Origin of the sequence: Aquirufa antheringensis (genome assembly GCF_004307425.1) — a bacterium.
Classification (GTDB): domain Bacteria; phylum Bacteroidota; class Bacteroidia; order Cytophagales; family Spirosomataceae; genus Aquirufa; species Aquirufa antheringensis.
Genome location: NZ_SEWZ01000002.1, coordinates 209,159 through 226,343 on the forward strand (window position 1 = coordinate 209,159; position 17,185 = coordinate 226,343).

The following is a 17,185-nucleotide window of genomic DNA, read 5'->3' on the forward strand; positions in this document are numbered from 1 at the left end:
GAATTATTTTAGTGTAAGTTATTCCAAGAACCAATTAAAGGGGTGTAAGCCATCGAAAACGGAAAACTATACGATGGGATATTCACGATAATTGAATTGTCATTTCGAAGAGCAGTAAAACCCTCATTTACCCCATCATTAAACTGGCCTAACCTAGGCATGTACATATATGCCGTATTATCAGCACTTAATTTCCAGTAGCAACTTCCCTGAGGTACAGCAATAGGGGTACTAAAATTAAAGGCTATTTGTCCGCCGCTAAATGTAGACGTAGACACGGTTTGAGAACCTAATAAAGTTCCTGATCCAGGCAAACCACTGTAGAGTCCTAACGTTACATTTCCAGCCACAGTTACCCCTTGAACATCAAGCAAAAAACTACTGACATTCCAATTACTTGTAGGCGTAAACGATAAACAGAGATTATAATCATAACTAACATAAAACCCGGCTGGTGAAGATCCCACATTTGCAAGAGTAGCAGGCGTTCCCTCCGCCTCGGCATACGCTTGTACTTTACCTGCTGTAGAATTGTAAATCAATAATCCAGCTGCTAAAGGTGCAGCAATGGCATCGCGCTGTGTCGTAGTTAATCTAGGCAACAATAAACCTTGGGTAGTCGATTTAACTTCCAATGCCGCGGAAGTTCCTGTTCCTGAAGAGGCCCCCACTACCACATTTCCTGAGAATGATTTAGTCCCCGCCACGGTTTGTGCAGAGGTTAAATCCACAAAATTCTTAGTTGAGGATCCGGTTCCACCATTAGCTAAAGGCAACACATTCGTTACTTCAGTACTAAGGTTCGTCGTAGCTACATCATCCCGCAAGTTCACCCAACCATTTGTAGCTGGAACTACCACCGTAATTCTAGAAGCAGGATCGTAGGAATTTAAGGGATTGCCATAACCATAATTACTCACATTCCCTGTCGTCGTATCCTCTCCAGAGTTAGACCATCTTACGCCTAGACAGCGATTAGCATCAGTCGAGGTAATAAAATACGTTGTATTAGCCACAACAGGTACTGGAGTAGCAAATGTCCAGGTATTCCATCCATCTACTGCTGTAAGAGAGTTAGACGTACCTAAAAGAACAGGCGAAGGTGATGCCCCTGAATAGTTTGAATTAATAACGAGAGAAGCCACTTCTCCAGCGCCAAATGCACTTAACTCAATTTGCGTGATGGTACCTGAAATAGTGGGACGAAACCAAAGTTCCCCGCTTCCACGTAGACAGGTGGCTCCATTACTGAGTGTCGTATTTCCAAAAACCGAGGACGTACTCGCGTTAGATTCCTTATATACCTGCATCTTTTTAGAGCTGGTATTAAATTGTAACATAGAAGCAACAGGTGTTGCAATAGCATTAACCTGCGACTGATCCATTTTAGGTAATATGAGGGGTAAAGCGGTCGCAATATCCACCGATGATTCTGCATTAGGGGTAGCAGTGCCTAGACCTAATTTACCACTAATAGAAAGATCTGAGCTAAAGGTTTTTGCCCCTGCAAAAGTTTGGGAGCCCGTCGTAACAACACCGCCGTTAGTAGCATTTGCGGGAGATAAATTCAAGACCCCGTCTGTAATACTTAGCCCATTGGGATTCGAAGTGGTTGAAATAGTTCCGGCGGTAATCGATGTGCCTGAGGGTGCTGTTCCTGAAGTCACTTCTTTCGTTGATGAATTATAGTACAAAACATTCGATGTGGCTGTTGTGGAGCGAATGGGATTGACATAAAACCCCGCATTGGTTGGGTTTAAACTTGTTCCGGTTGCGTTCAATGCAATACTATTAGCTACTTGAGCGTTGTTTCCGGCAAATGAACCAATGGCTACGGCATTTTGGCCTTGTCCATATTGACCTGCCGCAAAACCTAGCGCAACAGCTTGACTTGCTTGAGCTGATTGAGCTGTGTTACTTCCGATGGAAACGCTATTAGCCCCTTGGTTTTGGTCTCCTGAAACATAACCAATAGCGACAGAACCTCCGCCTTGATTTCCTCTACCTGCACCACCTCCAATAGCAATCGTATTTGCATTAACACCTTGATTAGGTGTTCCCGCTTGAGAGCCGATGGCGACATTATTACTTGAAAGACCTAAAACACCTCTTACGTCTCCTACGGATCTTTGGCCCGTTCCTCCACTTTCAATCGGAACAACACCTGTTATTTTATTTCCGGCTACCGATGCGATTTTAGCATCCGTCACTGCACTGTTCGCAATTTTAACTGTTGTGATTGAATTATCTGCAACACCAGATGAGGCTGTTGCGGCTGCTACAGCGGCATCAGCGTAAGCAGTCGTCGCAATTTGTGTTGAGTTCGTTCTTGGGCTTGCCGTCACAGCTCTCGCGGTGCCCGTAAACGTCGGGGAATTAATAAGCGCATAACTGTTTAAGTCCGTTAGCGCTGCCTTCGTCGCAAGCATACTCGTGTCTACAGTTATGGCCATGTGAGCCGCTAGCATCGCAGCACTCGCTTTTAAGTCTAGTGCTGCATTCACATCAGCCACGTTCGCTTTCAAGTTCAAAGCCGCCTGAGTGGCTGTTGAAATCGGCTTATCAGCATCTGCGGTATTATCCACATTCCCTAAACCTAAATTGGCTCTCGCTCCTACGGCCGTTGTTGCACCCGTTCCGCCGCCTGCAATAGCTAAGGTACTACCTAATTTGCCCGCCGTTTCAGCATAGAGCGAATAAGGAGTATACGTTAATTTTTGATCTGATACTTTTGTAAAGGAGGCTCCATCATTAAAGCTGACAAATACTTGTAAGGTTTTTTGATTCGCATCCCAAGACAAGGAATTGAAAATGGTACTTGCTACAGATCCAATAGTCAAATTGACTAAGCCGTAGGCATCCGTTTTAGTTTGTTGCACCTCTTCGAATTGGATATTCGTTCCGGAAATGATGACAAATTTTACAGAGACATTTCCATTCACTAGCGGTTGACCTGTAATGTCAGATCCGGGAACCTCGATATTTTCTGGTGCTAGGATGACGGCTTGGTAGGAGATTCCTTTTTGGGCATTCGCTACGACTGAAATAAATAATAGAACAAAGAATAAGCGTATTTTCATAATAATCGATCAGATGGATGAAAGTAAAATAGCTCTCACAATTTAAGCTATGACAACTGACACAAAGTTGAACTTAAACCCATCAATAAACGATTAATTAAAATTTGAGTTGTTTTGATACCCCGAAAAGAGTCAAATATTTACAAAAGCTTTTTAAGATAAGCCGAAGGCGACTCGCCCGTTTGCGCTTTAAAAGCCTGAATGAAATTAGAGCGAGATTTATAGCCACAGGCCTTCCCCACACTTTCTAACGTATTCGTTTCTGCCTCGCCCGCCTTGAGTAGATTGACCGCCTCTTCAATCCGAAGCTGATTTTTCCACTTTAAAAACGTAATTCCTAAATAATTATTAAAGTAATACGTTAGTATATGCTCAGGCACACCTAAATCCTTCACCAAATCAGAAAGCGCAAAACCAGGTAATAGATATTTTTTAGACTGCAAAAACTCTACTAAGTATCCCTCCACTTGAAAAAGCCGTGCTTCCGATATCTCCAATGACTTAGAGGCAGAAGCTATTTTTTCATTCCGCTCAAAGACATCTGTTAACTTTGAACCCGGTTGTGTATTCAATCCGTATAGAATTCGAGGAAAAAAATAAATAGAAATAGTTAAGAATGACATAATAATCGTCACAAAACTCCTCCCTCGACCTTTCTCATCCAACAAAATCATAAAACCATTACTATAAAATGAGTATACACTCAAAAAGATGATACTCAAATTAAAAATCAAACCTAGCGTAAGATAAACCAGCAGCCATTTCCTGAGTACCTCAGCTGATTTCAACTTTCCCTGCCTTATGGACTTCATTAAAATACCTCCCGCCAGAATAAGATAAAATATGGAAATAATAGACCTTCCAATGAAATAAGATGAAAATGAAACTAAAGGAAAATAAACTAGGTAAATATTCTTTGAATTTGCGTGAATTTTCTCTGCAAAACTTAGCTTATATTCCCATGAATTAATAGAATAGGGAATAATATTGATTATGATCAACAGAATTGGCAAAAAATGAATGTAATCAAATCCCCTTATAAATTTCTTTTCTGTCAATACCGCCCGTACGTAAAAATACAAAAAGGGAGAATTCAACAAATAAAGTGGAAAATAATGAATGGCAAAAAGAGCTCTCAGTTCGATTGAGTCTGAAACAACCGAAGCCCAGTGGGCTATGCCAAATAAGGAATTTAAAAAGAAATGATACGCTAAATAGCGGTTCGCGGGATTGACCTTATCTGCAAACTTCAAAAGAAGAATCGATCCTAAGAATCCGAGAAGACAAATCGCAGGAAGCACGCTTTATATTTATTAGAACAATTAGTTAGCGGAAAGGTAAGCAAATTTTTGAAATTTGTTATCCAGCTTAGTCCGGGCCAGAAAACAAAAAAGCCTTCCCGTTAAGGAAGGCTTTTTCAGACGCTTGAATTGTACTTGGGATGGGAATCGAACCCACACGAGCGTTACGGCTCACGGGATTTTAAGTCCCGCGTGTCTACCAGTTCCACCACCCAAGCGTCCTGGTAAAACTAAAAGCACCGATGGTGCTTTTTCGTTTTGAGCGAAAGACGGGGTTCGAACCCGCGACCTCGACCTTGGCAAGGTCGCGCTCTACCAGCTGAGCTACTTTCGCGTTTTGTGGATGCAAAAATACGGCCTCCTATTGAATTATGCAAGTCGAAATCAAATTTTAGTAAAAATATTCTCTAAATTTATACTTTAGAAAAAAATATGAGCATCAACAAACTCGACCAAACTGATCACAAATTACTGGAAATTCTTCAGCAAAATGCGAAGATTACAAACGCCCAATTATCGAAAGAGATTGGTCTTTCCCCGGCTCCTACTTTGGAACGTGTAAAGAAATTAGAAACTTTAGGGGTTATCCAAAGCTATCACGCTCAGGTGGATAGAGAAAAAGTAGGCTTAGGAGTGAGCACGTTTGTGACGGTAACTTTGACGGGTCACAAGAAGCAAGTGACAGAGTCATTCGTGAAGCAAATCAACCAAATTCCAGAGGTAATCGAGTGCCATCACGTGACAGGTTCTGGCGATTTTATGTTGAAAATTATTTCGAAAGATATTTCAACTTATCAGAAATTAATGCTCGAAAAAATCAATGAAATTGAAGAAGTGGCTGCCACTTCCACCATGGTGATCTTGTCTTCATTCAAAGAAAGTAAGGTATTACCTATTCCGTGATCAAACGTTTCGCGTATTGCGAAACCTTACAATCGGTGCATAAATTGCGGGATCATGCGGTTTTTCCAAGCCGTAAAAGTTCCCGCTTGAATTTCCTTGCGTGCCTCGCCCACCATCCACAGATAGAAGCGCAAGTTACACACACTCGCAATCATGGCGCCTAACATTTCCTCACATCTAACCAAGTGTCGTAGGTAAGACTTCGTGTATTGACCGTGTACCTCATTCACGAAATGTGGATCGATGACCGAAAAGTCGGACTCCCATTTCTTATTCTTGATATTGATAATTCCCTGCGTCGTAAAAATCATCCCGTTGCGGGCATTTCTCGTAGGCATTACACAATCGAACATATCAATTCCGAGCGCAATTCCTTCCAAAATATTGGCCGGAGTTCCTACGCCCATTAAGTAGCGCGGTTTGTCTTTGGGCAAAATATCCGTCACCTCATCCGCCATCGCGTACATATCTTCGACTGGCTCGCCCACGGATAAACCACCGATGGCGTTACCGAAAGCCCCTTTGGACGCAATATACTCCGCCGAGACCTTTCGCAAATCAGAGTAAACACTACCCTGAACAATGGGGAATAAAGTCTGATTATAGCCGTATTTGGGATCTGTTTCGTCAAAACGCTTGATGCAACGATCAAGCCAACGGTGAGTCATGTCCATCGATTTGCGCGCGTATTCGTAGGTACATGGGTACGGCGTGCATTCGTCGAAAGCCATCATAATATCCGCCCCGATCGTGCGCTGAATATCCATCACCCCTTCCGGCGTGAAATAGTGAATACTACCGTCTATATGTGATTTGAATTTGACCCCTTCTTCCTGAATTTTTCGTCCTGTTCCTGCCAAAGAATACACTTGATATCCTCCCGAGTCCGTCAAAATAGGCCCCTGCCAGCCATTGAATTTATGCAATCCCCCTGCCTTTTCGATGACCTCTAAACCCGGACGCAAGTACAAATGGTAGGTATTCCCAAGAATAATTTGGGCCTTAATGGGATCAGTTAATTCTGAAATATGAACGCCTTTAACGGTCCCTGCAGTGCCTACAGGCATAAAAATGGGCGTTTGAATCGTCCCGTGATCTGTCGTTATTTCACCTGCGCGCGCTTTCGAGCTAGGATCCGTGTGGCTTATTGAGAATTTCATAAGACAAAGGTACAAAAGAATTTTCTTGTGAGCAGCTGAAGTCGCTGCTGCGCAGCTTAGTCAACAGGTCGCCACTTCGTGGCTTAGTCGCCTGCGGCTTGGTCGCTGCTGCGCAGCTTAGTCAACAGGTCGCCACTTCGTGGCTTAGTCGCCTGCGGCTTAGTCGCTGCTGCGCAGCTTTGTCAAAAAACATTTAACGAATCGTTGCGAAGCAACAACCAACTTTGTGCTTTATTCTTTGTGCTTTGAACACAGCAGCTTAGTCACGACTACGTCGTTTAGTCGCGACGTTGTCGCTTAGTCGTCCTGCGGACTTAGTCAAAAACATTTCACGAATCGTTGCGCAGCAACATCCAACTTTATACTTTGTGCTTTATACTTTGTGCTTTAAATTATCTGCTTTAATTAACTTTCATAATGCCATTCATAATCCTCCAGTGCCCTGGGAACGTACACAAGAATGGATAATTGCCTGGAACACTTGGTGCTTTGAAGACCACTTTTACGCGGCCATCTGATTCCACTAATGGAGTGTAGGCTAACACTTCTGGCATGGCTGGGATGTAGTTTTTCGCTGCACCATCAGCAGCTGTGATCATCTTGTCCGCGGCTAAGCCGATTTTTTCTTGGCTACCTAAAGCGCCTAACACCCAGTTGTGTTGCATCGCATCGACGTTTTCGAAGATCAACTCAACCGTCGCACCTGCAGGGACTGTGAATTCCGCTGGGCTGTATTTCATTGCTTCTTTGATCGTCATAATCGTGCGTTTCACGACCACACCTTTTACTTCAGCAGTTGGAATTTCTACTTTCCAAAGACCCGCTAAACGCTCATACGCGTCCACATCCTGCGGACGTAATTGCTTGCCTAAGCCTTTTAAGAAGTCCGTATTTTCAGTTGATAAATCTGCCACACGTTTCGCATTCCAAGTAGCTGAAGCGCCTTTCAAAGCCGCGCCCATGGTAGGACTAGCTGTTTGCTTGATCGAGCGTAATAAAGCGACGATATCATTGGCTGAATCATCTGAGGTCATGCCGCGGAACGATTTCTCTACGATGTACGAGCCTAAATCTGCTGGTAAAGAAACCACAATGGGTTGTCTGAAGATATTATTGTTGCGATTCGATTCGCCTAATACGGCTTTCGTATCTAAGGCAATTTCCATCACGTAATTGCCTGCTTCGTCTGCCGTCCAGCCTAAGTTTCCTGTCCAAGGACCGTTGTTATTTTTCACAACAGAAACCGTTTCGCCTGGAGCTGCTCCATCTGTGAACGTGTAGGATTCCAAATCGGTACGACGACCCATACCTTCGATTTTGACGGTTAACGGAAGTGGGGTGCCTTTTGGCAAGGCCTTATCGCCTCTGTTTTTCACGCGGATCACAAAACTAGCGCCTTCACGTAAACGGAAGTTTCCGCCTTTGATTTGAACTTCTTCCACGACTAGGTCTAGGCCTGATTCGGTCCCTGCTGTCGTTGGATTTTTCGCTTCTTTCGCTAATTTCTCTGCTACCACCGCGCTTGATTGAGCGCCTTGTTTCGCGATGAATGCGGCACGACGTGCAGGACCACCGGCCATTACATAGGCCGCTAAAGCGTCTGGAATCCAACGATCCGTTGTTTTAGCAGAGACCGCGATTTTACGCGCCATCGCCGCTTCTACCGCTGGGGAAGACGGAGATTCGATTAAAGCTAAAATGGAATGTAATACGACTAAGGAGTCTTTGTCGTTCAGCATTTTTTGGTCCAAAATCAATTTCGCCGAAGCCGCCGTACGAGGCAATACCTGCACCGCTTGCTTGCGCACCGCTGCAGATGAATGCTTCATCGCACGAGCTAGAGCGTCCATTGGTAAAACACCTAAACCTTCTAACGTTCTAAGCGCGTGGATGGCACCTGGAGCGAGACCGATTTCATCGGTTTTGGCAGAACCTAAAAGCGCTACCAAAGCCGGAACCACGTCTTTATTTCCGCGTTCCACTAATAAACGCTGCGCCTGTAAACGCCAAAACAAGTTCGAATGACTCAAAGCCGCCACACATTCCGCCGGCGTTTTCAAGGAAACTGGCGTGTATTCTGGTGCTTTATTATACCCTACGCGGTAAATACGACCGTGGGTGAAATCACGTAAATCCGTGTCGTAGGCATTACCTCCACCGTTTTTAAATCCTTGCGGAACCGGGTTGTGCTGAATGATGTACGAATACCAGTCCGCCACCCAAACAGCTCCATCCGGACCCACCTGCGCAAACACTGGAGATACCCATTCGTCAGCACCGGCTAGGAAGTTGAATGCTTCTTTGTCGTTAAAATCAGAGCCCGTCGGCACCTGGCGATTCTGGTGAATCACGTGACCCGTTGGTTCTGAAACGAAAGCGATTTGGTTCCAATATTCTTTCGGGAACGAGCGTGCAGAATAGAAATTATGTCCAGCTGCTGCTGTAAATCCGCCAAAAACATCGACCTGACGCACTTTCTTCGTGATCGTCCGCATGTCCTTGTGCGTATCCGTATTTTTGGAACCATTCAAGGTCATAAGCGCATGCCAAATATTGCGGTGCGGAATGGCCATATACCAGCCATGCGCGTTATTTGCCGTCGAACCGAACACATCACCTGCCTCATTGAAGTCGAAGCCCCAGGTATTGTTCGAAGTCGTCGTCATGTGCTCCATCTTCGAGCCATCTGGCTTGAAGCGGAAGAATGCCTGCGCAAATTGTAGCGAATCCGCTCCCACTTTGCCCTTATAACCGGAATAACCCACACAACCCCAGATCCAGTTATCGAATCCATAATGCAAATTCGACGGTCCAGCGTGTGTATCCCCTGTTCCAAAACCGGTGAATAAGATTTTCTTTTCATCGGCTACATCATCGCCATTCGTGTCTTTCAACAAGATCATGTGAGGCGCCTGAGAAATAATCAAGCCTCCATTTGCGAACACCATCCCCGTAGGAATGCTTAGGCCTTCCGCCCATTTCGTGAATTTATCAGCCTTCCCATCTTTGTTCGTGTCTTCGCACAATAAGATATAATCGCTTCCACCCGTTTCTTTGCGTTCGTTAGGATAGTCTTTCGTGATCAACACATACAAACGACCTCGCTCATCCCAAGCCATCGCAATCGGGTGCATCACGTTCGGTTCAGAAGCGAATACTTGCAAATTAAAGTCCACCGGAACCTGAATAAACTTCACTGATTCCTCTGGGCTTAAAGGTAATTGCTGTAGTTGAGCGCCTTCGCGTTTCTCGTAGTTAGGCAATTTCGCTTCGCGGTATTTCAAAACCGGGATGTTCAATGCCGTTAATAAGGCTCTTTTCTCTGCTCCTACAGCATGCAAAATTCCTTGTGTCACTAGATCCTGAAATCCTTCCGTTTCCCAAGTACGCTCGTCGTGACCATAAGCTGTGTAAAACACATTTCCTTTTCCGTAGGTACGCGTCCAAGTATAAGGTTCGGTGGTGGCACCTGGCTTATCTTTGGCCTGCTCAGGTCCTAGAATTCTAGATTGCCAAATCTGGTTATCCGGCTGCAATTGGCTATGCAAATACGTCTCATCGACCGTCTTGATTTTCACGAAGGTGTTCGCCTCGTTTTTCACGCGAATCGAATCCATCCCATGACGCCAAAACTGACCGCCCACCATCTTCACAAATTCCTTCGAATTCCGGAAGTTGAACGACGCACAATGAATCGCCACTAAACCGTGACCCGAAGCCACATAATTCAAGAGCGCTTTCTCCTGCGGTGCTGCGATCGAATCGTGGTTCGCATAGATCACCAAGGCATCGAATTTATTCAAATAAGCCTCATTCAAATCCTTCAAGGATTCCGTGTAGGTGATATTCATCCCCTTGATTCCCACTGCGGATTGCAATGCAGGATACCTGTCAAAGGGCTTGTGGTGGCCTTTATCGCCTAAAAACAATAATTCGAGGCGTCTGCCAGGAGCAGCCGAAACCGAAAATTGAAACAAGAGTGCCGCAGCAAATAAGAGAAAACGCATGGCTTAGAATTTAGGAATTTCAATGATTTTTCCGCCTTGAAGAGCAGATTCGTGAGCTAATATACCTACCGAAGTCCAGTTAGCAGACTGCGGTGCATTCGGGAATGGATCGCGATCTGCGGCCAAAGCCTGCAAAAACTCGTTCACCAAATGGGGGTGTGATCCACCATGTCCGCCCCCTTGGGTAAACGAAAGGTGGGTATTATCCTCCTCGTCGTACACCCCTTTCGTAGTGAAACGTTGAATTTCTTCGGGTAAATAATGGGCAAAATCAGGCGTAGGCACTTTCGATGGAATCTCTGGCTCCGGTTTTTTCGCCGTATGCACCACTAATTCTTCTCCCTCAATTAAAGGCCATTCTACCGATTTCTTCGACCCATAGACCTCAAAACTTTCGCGGTATTGACGCGCCACATCGAACAGCGAACGGTATACCATCGCGCTCAAATCCGAATCACGGAACTTAATGTGCGCTGATTCCACCGCAAATGGCGAGTTATAATGCTGAATTAATTCTTCGCGAATCGTACCCGATCCGAAGCAAGAAACATATTCCGCTTCTAAACGTAACAATCCAGCCACCGGACCTACGCAGTGTGTCGCATAGTGCATCGGAGGCAAGCCTGGCCAATAATCCGGCCATCCGTCCATATCTTGTTGGTGCGATGCTTTCAAGAATTGAATCTTGCCTAGCTCACCCTTTTCGTATAATTCTTTGATGTACAAAAACTCGCGCGCATACACCACGGTCTCCATCATCATATATTTCTTACCCATACGATTGCTCGCCTCCACGATCGCTTTGCACTCCTCAACTGTCGTCGCCATAGGCACCGTACAAGCCACGTGTTTCCCTGCATTTAGCGCTTTTAGCGTCTGTTCCGCGTGCAAGTGAATAGGAGAATTGATGTGAACGACATCTACATTCGGGTCTTGGATTAGCTTCTCAAAATCCGTGTAGCGCGTCTCGATCCCATAGGCATCCCCGATGGAGTTGAGTTTATCTTCATTTCTTTGGCAAATCGCATACATGTTCGCCAACGGATGCTTCAAATAAATAGGAATAAATTCTGCGCCGAAACCTAGTCCGACAATCGCAACGTTATATTTTTTCATAGTTTAAAAGATTTCAACATTCATTTACCATTCACCACTTACCATTTACCATTCGTTTACCATTCACCATTCATTTACCATTCACCACTTACCATTTATCATTCATTTACCATTCACCACTTACCATTTATCATTTTAAAGGATTTTTCCACAAGCTCTCGCTCTGAATTAAACATTTTTCGCCAAATATGAGCCGCCGGCAATTTCTCGCTAAAGGCCTCCACCACGAGCCAGCCGGAATAATTTACGTCCTTAATCGCCTGCAAAACAGACGGCCAGTTCACCTGACCTTCTCCCAAAATCCCCCGCGTACTCTCCGACAACTGAATGTGCGGTGTCCGCTTCGCAATCCGTCGAATCGCATCTGCCGTACTCACTTCCTCGATATTCGCGTGGAACGTGTCAAACATAATCTCTACATAGGGGTGATTAATCTGCTCGACTAAGGCATATAATTCATCTGCACACGAGACCAAATAACTCTCGAAACGGTTCAAATATTCTAAACAAAGGGTAATATTCTTCGTGGCCGCGTGATCTGCCACTTCACGGATGCCGGCGATGGACCAGTCGATTTCTTGCTGGGTGGCTTTGGCCCCTGTAAAAACACCGAGCGCTGAATGAAAAGGCCCAGACAAATACGGCGCCCCTAAAAAAGCCGCCACATCTACCGCTCCTTTCAAATACGCAATACCCGCCGCTCTAACCGCTGGATCTGGCGAAATCAAATTCTCCGCAGGCCCTGCAATCGCACAGGCAAAAGGTTGTAAGCCCAGTCGATCGACCTCCTTTTTCCAAGCAGACCAATGCGCTAAATCAACATTAAATACCGGAATTTCAACGCCTTGATAACCCACCTCTTGAATAAAGGCAAGCTCTGATAATACAGAATCATTCATATCTGGCCCGTAAACGAGCAGATTCATGGCGATTGGGTTCATAGGTTTAGTCATTAGTCGCTGCTTCGCAGCTTAGTCAAAAAGTCGACTTCGTCTTAGTCATCGCTGCGCGATTTAGTCATTTCGCGACGAAGTCGCGAGGTCATCGCTGCGCGATTTAGTCGCTGCTTCGCAGCTTAGTCGTGACTACGTCACTTAGTCAAAACACTTTAACAGCTAAATATAAAAGAAATAATTGAAGATATCTACCCGGAAAGAACAACATAGACTGAGCCGCAGGCGACTAAACGACACAGTCGTGACTAAATCGCGCAGCGATGACCAAGCTGCGAAGCAGCGACTAAGGCGAAGCCGACTAAATCGCGCAGCGATGACTTAGTCCGCAGGACGTCGCGACAAAAACGGATGCGCCATCACCGTCAGCACCAGCAGACTAGTTCCCCAGTAGAAGGCGGGTTGCATGACTTCTTTTTGGCCAAAAATAAAGACCGCCAGCAAAATCCCATACACCGGCTCGAGTGTGATCACGAGATTGATCGAAAAAACGGAGAAAACCTTGTACAAATGGATGGTTTCGGTATAAGCGTAAACGGTGCAAACAACGGCCAAAATCCCAATCCAAAGCCAATCCAGGCCGACGGGAACGAAACCTGGCGAACCGCCAAGAAGTCCGCTCAACCAGACGGCACCGGTGATAAATCCAGCCGCCACCATCTCGTAAACAGTGATCAATTTAGGGTCGTGGGTGTGGGTATAATTTCCGTTAATCACAGAAAAAAGTGCGCCGAAAAATCCGGCTCCAATGCCCATCACCAAACCAATCCATTGGCCGGGTTCGACCGAAAAAATAATACCTAGGGCAATCACGACTAGGATTCCGAGAAAGACTTCAATCTTCGCAATCGGTTTTTTCTTAGCGATGGGCTCTAAAATGGAGGTCCAAAAGGTTTGGGTAGAAAGACCGGCGAGGCACATGGCGACCGTAGAGACTTTGGCAGCCCCAAAAAACAGCAACCAGTGAAGCGCCACAAACGCACCATTCAACAGCCAAATCTTTACAACCGAAGCGGGGACCTGAAAGGACTTTTTAGAAGCTGCGAGCATCAGCCCTAATCCGGCCGCGGCAATCACGCATCGAAAGAACACAATCGTTAACGCATTCGCCTCTGTTGCGTTCCCCAAAATAGCGGTAAACGCATACAAAATGACGATAAAATGTATCTTAAAATAGTCGAGAAGCTGAGGTGCCTGTCTCATCGTTAGCGCGGAATCGTATAATAAAGTCCCACACCCACGGCGGAGAACACGATATTAGGCAGCCAAACCGCTAACAACGGAGGCATTCCCCCACCTTCCGCAATTCCCTTGCTCATCATAAAGAAGAGGATATAGATGAAGGCCAAACTAAAGCCCAGCGCAATCTGGAATCCAACGCCACCTCGTGCTTTTCGAGCCGAAACCAAGAAACCAATAATAGTCAAAATCATCACTGAAAAGGGATTGGCGAAGCGGAGGTATTTCTCGATTTGGAAGACCTCGATTCCATCCGCACCGCGCGATTGCACTAAGTCAATGTGGCGATTTAGCTCTGGCAGGGTAAAGGTTTCGTGTAATAAGTGCTTGTTCTCGAAGTCTTTGGGAAACAAATTAAGCGTCGTATCAATCTTCGCGCCAAACTTCAACGAAGTCGCCCCAGCCGTCCGAATGCGGTAATCATGAATCGTCCATTTCTTCGAAGTCGAGTCCCAGGTGATGCGATCCGACATCAATTTCTGCTGAATTTCCGTCCCCACAATTCGCTCTAAACTGAAGCGATAGCCCGTATTCGTCGTATTATCGTAGGTCTCTAAATACGCATAGGTCTGCGGACCTATCTTAATATGGACGTCACGTTTGTCGAAATAATAGGTGTTATTGATGTACTTATGCTCGAAAGGAACACGAATCTTGTTCGCGTTTGGCACTACCCAACCGATCATAAAAAAGGTTCCCACCGCTAAGATCCCTGAACCGATTAAATACGGGCGCATTAAGCGCGTAAAACTAACTCCAGAACTCAGAATGGCAATAATTTCCGTCTTTGCCGCGAGATTTGCAGTAAAGAAAACGGTCGCAATAAAGACCATCAATGGACTGATATACGAGGCCCAATAGGGAATGAAATTCAGGTAATAATCGAAGAGAATTTCCTTTAGAGGCGCCTCTTTGCGAATGAAATCATCGATTTTCTCCGTGTAGTCGATCACCATCACGATTAAAACGATGATGAAAACGGCGAAAACGTAGGTCTTCAGAAATTTCTTTAAAATGTAATAATCAAGAATTTTCATGCTTAGCAGCAGCGCTTGGGTCGTATTTTAAACCAGAGAACCAATGTATAAATAATACACGAGCAGTCCTAAAATTAGCCGGCACTAACAGCAGGGAAACGGTCGTGATAGGCACCACGTAGCCCTCTGCCGGAGGATCGTTTAGGAAATTAAAGACCAAAATTCCCCCTACTAACATGATCCCCACCGTAAACGCATAGGAGATGTACATCGCACCATAGAAAAAACCAGGCTCCACTTCATAGCGAACGTCACACGATGGACAGTGTTCGTGCATTTGGGCGAAATTGAAGACATTCCACCACTTGTATTTGAACAAACGACCTTCGTGGCAGTGAGGACAGCGGGCGTTAATCATCGCCGTTAGTTTACTAGGATTTGACATAGAATCGGGTAAAATATGGCCAAAGGTAAAGAAAATTAGACGATTAAACGTAACAAAGGTCACGTTACGGAGGCTTTTTGTATCTTTGCTAAAATTAAACACACTCTTATGTATTCAACTTTCGTTACCATTCACTCGATCTTGTTTCTAGTGGTTTTAGCCCTAGGAATTTTATCTATTTTCAAAGGATTAACAGGCAAAACTTTCACAGAATCTGATCGCAAAGTAGGCTTGTTTTACATGATCTCCTTGCACACGCAATTATTGATCGGTTTAGTGCTTTATGTAGCGCTTAGTCCGGTTACGACGGCTGCCTTTGCTGATTTTGGAGCAGCTATGAAAGATTCAGCGACTCGCTTGATCCTAGTAGAGCACGTTACGGTTAATATTATCGCGATCGTCTTAGCGACGGTGGTGAATGCCAAAAATAAAAAAGCCATCACTGATGCCGCGAAGTTCAAAAACATGTGGTTGTTGAACGGCCTTGGTCTAGTTTTGATTTTAAGCCGTATCCCATGGAGCCGCTTAGCTGCTTTATTTGCCTAAATTGAATTGAATGAATAAGTGTATTTTCTTAGATCGCGATGGCGTTCTAAATGTGGATCGCGTGGATTACGTGTACCATTTAGGCCACTTTGTGATCCCTCCCGGCGTGAAGGAAGGCTTACAGGCTTTGAAGGACGCGGGGTATTTGTTGATTATTATTACGAACCAAAGTGGTATCGCAAAAGGCGTTTACAAACGTGAAGACGTGTACTTAATTCACGATGCGATCCAAGAGGGAACGGGTGTGAAATTAGATGACATCTACTTCTGCCCTTACCACGAGAATTTTGACAGTCATTCGCTGACGCGCAAACCCGGATCATTAATGATCGAGAAAGCCGCCGCGAAATACGACATCGATATGGATGCCTCTTGGATGGTGGGCGACCATGAACGCGATATTACCGCTGGAACGCGCGCAGGTTTACGGACCATTCGCTTAGCGCCTGCGGGAACGGAGACCAAAGCCACCCATTTAGTGAATGATTTATTAGCCGCTTCTAAAATAATTGTAGGATGAAAAAAGTATACTTAAGTGATGCAGGCCCCAAAGTTTCACCAGCCATCTACGGCTTTTGGCGTTGGGAAAAAGAAGACAAGAAAATGGACGAAATCGTACATTTCTGTCTCGACAAAGGCATCAATACTTTTGATCATTCGGATCGGTATGGCGAATACACGGCGGAGAAGACTTTTGGCGAGCTTTTGGCTAAAAAATCCATCCAGCGTTCTGACATCGTTTTGTTCTCCAAATGCGGAGTTAACATCCCATCCCCTGCCCGACCGGACATCCGTGTAGCACACGTAAATACATCTGCAGCCCACATCACGGCTTCCGTTGAAAACTCGCTTCGCAACTTGCAAACGGACTATTTGGACGTCTTTTTATTAGACCAATTAGATCCTTTGTCAGATATTGAAACGACGGCTTTGGCGCTCGAAAAATTAAAAAGCTCTGGAAAAGTGAAAAACATCGGTGTTTCGAACTTCTCCGTTTACCAACACCAATTGTTAGTTTCTTTCTTGAACATCCCCGTTGTTTCTAACCACATCGACTTGAACTTGTTGAATACAAGCGCATTAGATAACGGAATCGTAGATTACATCAAGCAAAAATACATGCGCCCTTTAGCGGTTTCGCCATTAGCGGGTGGTCGTATCGAGCACGGCACTGATGAGCAAGCCTTGAAATTGCGCAAGAAATTGAACGAGATGGCTACGAAATACGATAGTAATATCGAATCCGTAGCTGTGGCCTGGTTAATCAAATTAGGCGCCTTGCCATTAATAGGCACCTTGGAAGAAAAGCGTATTCAAAACATCGTGGACGCATTCGACATTGAGATGGATCACCAGGATTGGTATGAGTTGTATAATACGAGTAAACCGACGCAGTCGGTGTTGGACTAAGATTAGAGATAATAGAGTAGAGAGTAGAGATCTAAAGCATAAAGCACA

Annotated in this window: 13 protein-coding genes and 2 tRNA genes; 4 read left to right on the forward strand and 11 right to left on the reverse strand. The window is 45.1% G+C overall.

What is annotated here, in order from left to right; translation table 11 throughout:
• Nucleotides 1-8: 8 nt before the first annotated feature.
• The 4 genes from EWU21_RS03860 to EWU21_RS03875 all read right to left on the reverse strand — a co-directional run bounded on the left by EWU21_RS03860 (nt 9) and on the right by EWU21_RS03875 (nt 4,715).
• A complete protein-coding gene (locus EWU21_RS03860; RefSeq protein ID WP_130895495.1) occupies nt 9-3,080 on the reverse strand; it encodes a beta strand repeat-containing protein in 3,072 nt (1,023 codons plus the stop codon).
• 140 nt (nt 3,081-3,220) lie between these two features.
• Nucleotides 3,221-4,162, reverse strand: coding sequence for a helix-turn-helix domain-containing protein (locus EWU21_RS03865; protein WP_130895496.1), 942 nt, complete (start codon nt 4,160-4,162; stop codon nt 3,221-3,223).
• 351 nt (nt 4,163-4,513) lie between these two features.
• A tRNA-Leu gene (locus tag EWU21_RS03870) sits at nt 4,514-4,599 on the reverse strand.
• A 43-nt stretch (nt 4,600-4,642) separates the two neighbouring features.
• A tRNA-Gly gene (locus tag EWU21_RS03875) sits at nt 4,643-4,715 on the reverse strand.
• A gap of 98 nt (nt 4,716-4,813) precedes the next feature.
• Between EWU21_RS03875 and EWU21_RS03880 the strand changes: the two genes are divergently transcribed.
• Nucleotides 4,814-5,284, forward strand: a complete 471-nt coding sequence (locus EWU21_RS03880; RefSeq protein ID WP_130895497.1) for an Lrp/AsnC family transcriptional regulator — start codon at nt 4,814-4,816, stop codon at nt 5,282-5,284.
• Nucleotides 5,285-5,310: 26 nt separating this feature from the next.
• On the opposite strand, the gene tgt is transcribed toward EWU21_RS03880, so the two are convergent.
• The 7 genes from tgt to EWU21_RS03915 form a co-directional block, all read right to left on the reverse strand.
• Nucleotides 5,311-6,444, reverse strand: a complete 1,134-nt coding sequence (gene tgt / locus EWU21_RS03885) for a tRNA guanosine(34) transglycosylase Tgt (RefSeq protein WP_130895498.1) — start codon at nt 6,442-6,444, stop codon at nt 5,311-5,313.
• Between the two features lie 401 nt (nt 6,445-6,845).
• Nucleotides 6,846-10,451, reverse strand: coding sequence for a PVC-type heme-binding CxxCH protein (locus EWU21_RS03890; RefSeq protein ID WP_130895499.1), 3,606 nt, complete (start codon nt 10,449-10,451; stop codon nt 6,846-6,848).
• A 3-nt stretch (nt 10,452-10,454) separates the two neighbouring features.
• Nucleotides 10,455-11,567, reverse strand: a complete 1,113-nt coding sequence (locus EWU21_RS03895) for a Gfo/Idh/MocA family protein (protein WP_130895500.1) — start codon at nt 11,565-11,567, stop codon at nt 10,455-10,457.
• A gap of 113 nt (nt 11,568-11,680) precedes the next feature.
• Complete coding sequence (locus EWU21_RS03900) at nt 11,681-12,508, reverse strand: sugar phosphate isomerase/epimerase family protein (protein ID WP_236633166.1); 828 nt, start codon at nt 12,506-12,508, stop codon at nt 11,681-11,683.
• A 333-nt stretch (nt 12,509-12,841) separates the two neighbouring features.
• Nucleotides 12,842-13,723, reverse strand: coding sequence for a DMT family transporter (locus EWU21_RS03905; protein WP_130895501.1), 882 nt, complete (start codon nt 13,721-13,723; stop codon nt 12,842-12,844).
• Between the two features lie 2 nt (nt 13,724-13,725).
• Nucleotides 13,726-14,796: an LptF/LptG family permease gene (locus tag EWU21_RS03910; RefSeq protein WP_130895502.1), complete on the reverse strand. Its 1,071-nt coding sequence runs from the start codon at nt 14,794-14,796 to the stop codon at nt 13,726-13,728.
• Nucleotides 14,783-15,181, reverse strand: coding sequence for a DUF983 domain-containing protein (locus EWU21_RS03915; RefSeq protein WP_236633167.1), 399 nt, complete (start codon nt 15,179-15,181; stop codon nt 14,783-14,785). Before EWU21_RS03915 ends, EWU21_RS03910 begins: the two co-directional genes overlap by 14 nt.
• 108 nt (nt 15,182-15,289) lie before the next feature.
• Here EWU21_RS03915 and EWU21_RS03920 point away from each other — a divergent pair, with 108 nt between their 5' ends.
• The 3 genes from EWU21_RS03920 to EWU21_RS03930 are packed head-to-tail and all read left to right on the forward strand — an operon-like array spanning nt 15,290 to nt 17,137.
• Nucleotides 15,290-15,727 (forward strand): hypothetical protein, encoded by a 438-nt coding sequence (locus EWU21_RS03920; protein ID WP_130895503.1) that lies wholly within the window; start codon nt 15,290-15,292, stop codon nt 15,725-15,727.
• 10 nt (nt 15,728-15,737) lie between these two features.
• A complete protein-coding gene (locus EWU21_RS03925; protein WP_130895504.1) occupies nt 15,738-16,247 on the forward strand; it encodes a D-glycero-alpha-D-manno-heptose-1,7-bisphosphate 7-phosphatase in 510 nt (169 codons plus the stop codon).
• Complete coding sequence (locus EWU21_RS03930; protein WP_130895505.1) at nt 16,244-17,137, forward strand: aldo/keto reductase; 894 nt, start codon at nt 16,244-16,246, stop codon at nt 17,135-17,137. The genes EWU21_RS03925 and EWU21_RS03930 overlap by 4 nt, the downstream gene beginning before the upstream one ends.
• Nucleotides 17,138-17,185 lie beyond the last annotated feature (48 nt).

Coding starts and splice junctions, on each gene's coding strand:
- EWU21_RS03910 (WP_130895502.1), bottom strand. CDS start 14,796: ATGAAAATTCTTGATTATTACATTTTAAAGAAATTTCTGAAGACCTAC.
- EWU21_RS03895 (WP_130895500.1), bottom strand. CDS start 11,567: ATGAAAAAATATAACGTTGCGATTGTCGGACTAGGTTTCGGCGCAGAA.
- EWU21_RS03915 (WP_236633167.1), bottom strand. CDS start 15,181: ATGTCAAATCCTAGTAAACTAACGGCGATGATTAACGCCCGCTGTCCT.
- EWU21_RS03900 (WP_236633166.1), bottom strand. CDS start 12,508: ATGAACCCAATCGCCATGAATCTGCTCGTTTACGGGCCAGATATGAAT.
- EWU21_RS03905 (WP_130895501.1), bottom strand. CDS start 13,723: ATGAGACAGGCACCTCAGCTTCTCGACTATTTTAAGATACATTTTATC.
- EWU21_RS03880 (WP_130895497.1), top strand. CDS start 4,814: ATGAGCATCAACAAACTCGACCAAACTGATCACAAATTACTGGAAATT.
- EWU21_RS03920 (WP_130895503.1), top strand. CDS start 15,290: ATGTATTCAACTTTCGTTACCATTCACTCGATCTTGTTTCTAGTGGTT.
- EWU21_RS03925 (WP_130895504.1), top strand. CDS start 15,738: ATGAATAAGTGTATTTTCTTAGATCGCGATGGCGTTCTAAATGTGGAT.
- EWU21_RS03930 (WP_130895505.1), top strand. CDS start 16,244: ATGAAAAAAGTATACTTAAGTGATGCAGGCCCCAAAGTTTCACCAGCC.
- EWU21_RS03890 (WP_130895499.1), bottom strand. CDS start 10,451: ATGCGTTTTCTCTTATTTGCTGCGGCACTCTTGTTTCAATTTTCGGTT.
- tgt (WP_130895498.1), bottom strand. CDS start 6,444: ATGAAATTCTCAATAAGCCACACGGATCCTAGCTCGAAAGCGCGCGCA.
- EWU21_RS03860 (WP_130895495.1), bottom strand. CDS start 3,080: ATGAAAATACGCTTATTCTTTGTTCTATTATTTATTTCAGTCGTAGCG.